The sequence below is a fragment of the Streptomyces sp. E11-3 genome (genome assembly GCF_046540415.1).
Classification (GTDB): domain Bacteria; phylum Actinomycetota; class Actinomycetes; order Streptomycetales; family Streptomycetaceae; genus Streptomyces.
In genome coordinates, this window is sequence record NZ_JAZGRL010000073.1 from 1 (window position 1) to 2,923 (window position 2,923).

General features: G+C 70.3%; 2 protein-coding genes. Both read right to left on the bottom strand.

Annotated elements, in window-relative coordinates; all coding sequences use genetic code 11:
• Window positions 1-74: 74 nt before the first annotated feature.
• The gene (locus tag U9R90_RS35080; RefSeq protein ID WP_411061448.1) at window positions 75-1,232 is read right to left on the bottom strand and encodes a serine hydrolase domain-containing protein; all 1,158 of its coding nucleotides are present in this window, start codon (window positions 1,230-1,232) and stop codon (window positions 75-77) included.
• A gap of 120 nt (window positions 1,233-1,352) precedes the next feature.
• Window positions 1,353-2,923, bottom strand: a 1,571-nt coding sequence (locus U9R90_RS35085) for a TIGR03767 family metallophosphoesterase (protein WP_411061450.1), incomplete at its 5' end; no start/stop codon positions are given.

Here is a 2,923-nt window from a genome sequence, read left to right on the forward strand (position 1 = left end):
CAGGGGGAACAGGGGGGAACAGGGGAAAGGCAGGGGCGGGACCCGGACGGCGGGCCCCGCCCCGCTCGCCTGCCCTACTTCCCGCAGTACTCCGCCTCGATGACCGCCTCGCTGTCCCCCGACCAGTCACCGTTGAGGTTGAACGCCAGCGCGTGCCCGCCGTCCGCCGTGGTCACCGCCCAGGAGTTCGAGCCGTGGATGCCGCCGGCGTGGCCCCAGACCTCCTTGCCGCAGGACAGCTCGGACTTGATCAGGCCGAGACCGTAGGTCACGTTCTGCACGCCCTCGATCGGGATCGTCTCCTTCATCTCCTTGAGCTGCTCGGCGGGCAGCAGCCTGCCGCCAAACAGCGCACGGTAGAAGCGGTTCAGATCGCCGGAGTCGGAGATCATCTCGCCCGCCGCGCCCGCGAGCGACGGGTTGAATTCGGTGACGTCGTACGTCTTGCCCACCGGCTTGTCGGAGAGCTTGGAGTACGCGCGCGAGCTGGGCCGCGGCATGGTGTGCTCGGTGCCGGGCACGCTGGTGGCACGCAGTCCGAGCGGCTTGATGACGCGCTGCCTGATCTCGTCGCCGTACGCCTTGCCGGTCACCTTCTCGATGATCATCCCGGCCAGGACGTAGTTGGTGTTGGAGTAGCTCCACTTCTCGCCCGGCTCGAAGAGCGGCTTGTGGGTCATGGCGATGCCGACCAGTTCGTCGGGCCGGTGGGTGTCGTAGCGGTGCTTCAGGAAGTCCTTGCCGAAGGTCTTCCGGGCGAATTCGGGGTCCACGGTGTAGTCGTAGATCCCGCTGGTGTGGTTGAGCAGCCGGCGGACGGTGATCTTGCTGCCGTCGTGGCCGTTGCCGTGCACCACACCCGGCAGCCACTCCTCCACGGTGTCGTCCAGGTCGAGCTCGCCTTCCCCCTGGAGCTGCAGGAGAACGGTCGCGACGAATGTCTTGGTGATGCTGGCGGCCCGGAAGCGGTCGTGTGCGCTGCGCTTCTTGCCGGTCTTGAGGTTGCCGACGCCGGACGTCCCCTTCCAGGTCCCGTGCCCGTCCACCGCCTGCCCGGCGACTCCGGGCACACCGTCCGCGACGGCGGCGTCCATGGCCTGTTGCGTCCGCTGGTGGTCGCCGGTCCTGGAGTCGGCCGCCGCGGGTGAGGTGAGGACCGTGGCGGTCAGTGCCGCCGCCGCCGTCACCGTCACCGTTCCCACCAGAGTGGTCCGCACCGTACGTACTGCCATGTGCTGCCCCTTCCACGACTTGCCACGACTGCGGTCGGTGGGCAGGACCGGTTCAAGGGGTGGGGAGTTGCTTGGATACGTCCGGTTGAGTACGAATCAGCCAAAGGTGAGCGGGGGGTGCTAGCGCCCCTTGCGCAGGACGAGCTCGGTGTTGCGGTCGCCTGGCTCACCGGCCCGCTCGGGGCGCATGCCGGGGGTGTTGGCGGCGAGCTCCCGGTAGAGCGCGGCGAGGCCCGGCTGGGACAGGTCGGTGAGGTCCGTGCGGTGCGGGGCCGCTGACTCGATGAGGGTGGTGAACAGCGAGAGGGTGCCGTCGTGGTTGTCCACCACCTCGATGATCCTGGCCAGTTGGGGGAAGTCGATGTGGGACGCGGTGGAGATCTCCCAGAAGCCGCCGTGCGGGGTGATGGCGTTCTTGTGGCTGTGGCCGTTCACCCAGGCCAGCACGGTGCGGTGGCGGTTCAGCAGCGCGGTGACCGCGTCGCCGCCGTGCCGGGCCTCGGCCGGGCGGGCCGGGTCGGGGCGCAGGTTGCGCATCGTCTTACTGGTGTGGTGGCTGAAGACGATGACGTACGAGCCGTCCCGCTCGGCCTGCTTCAAGGTGCGCTCCAGCCACCTGAACTGGGCGGTGCCGAGCGAGCCCTCGTAGTGGCCGCCGGGGTCGGTGGTGTCCAGGCTGACGCCGAGGACGTCGTCCGCGATGCGGAAGGTGTAGTACTGGGTGGCGTCGGCGAGGTTGGCCTCGGTGTAGCCGTGGCCGACGGGTCCGGCGCCCTCGTAGGCGGGGTCCAGGTGGGCCTGGACGTACTCGGCGGGCGTGAAGGGTGCGCGGGACTCGTCCGGGGTGACGGAGGTCAGTCGGCGGGACTGGGTCCGCAGCAGCTCCTTGAAGTGGGCGCCCTTGGGGTCCAGGCCCTGCTTGACGGCCTTCCAGAGGGCGACGCCCTCCGCGTCGGGCAGCGACATCAGCTTCCTGCCGCCCACCGCGTAGTCCGCGAACCAGCTGTCGCCCGCGCCGAAGCAGCCGCCGGGCAGGCCGTCGTGGTTGCCGACGGTCGAGTACCAGGGCAGGTGCAGGCCGGGGCTGCGGACCTGGCGTATCGCGGCGTCCAGGAACCCGTCGACACGCGGGAAGCCGAGCGCCTTGTCGACGTCGCGCAGGTCGGCTTCGGGGTGCCAGTAGAGCTTCAGGCCGCTGTCCTGGACGCCCTCGTAGCGGCGCGGGTCGCCGGTGTTGGGGGTGAGGGTGCCGCCGCTCATGGTGCGCAGGAACCAGTCGAGTTCGGCGCGGGAGTTGTTGTCGGTGTTGTCGCCGGTGGTCATGACGAAGCTCAGGGGCGCACCGGTGGCGGGTGCGCCCCTGAGGGCGTTGACGCGCTCGACGAGCGCGGCGGTGCCGGCGACGGAGAGCGCCTCGTGGGGGCGCCAGCCGCTGCCGGTCTGGGCGCGCAGGTACTCGTAGCGCAGCGGGTGCTGTACGTCGACGATGTGCAGGTCGGTGAACTGGACGAAGGCGGCGAGTGCGGTACGGCGGTCCTGGCGGCCCTGCTTGGGCGCGGCGAGGTCCTGGCGGACGACCCGCGGCCAGCCGGGGCCTACGGCGAGGCGGCGGTAGCCGGTGCTGCCCTGTGGGGTGGCTACGGTGCTGAGGGTGGTGCCGTGTTGGTACGGGGTCGGTGGAGCGGGGCGAG

Coding starts and splice junctions, on each gene's coding strand:
- U9R90_RS35080 (WP_411061448.1), bottom strand. CDS start 1,232: ATGGCAGTACGTACGGTGCGGACCACTCTGGTGGGAACGGTGACGGTG.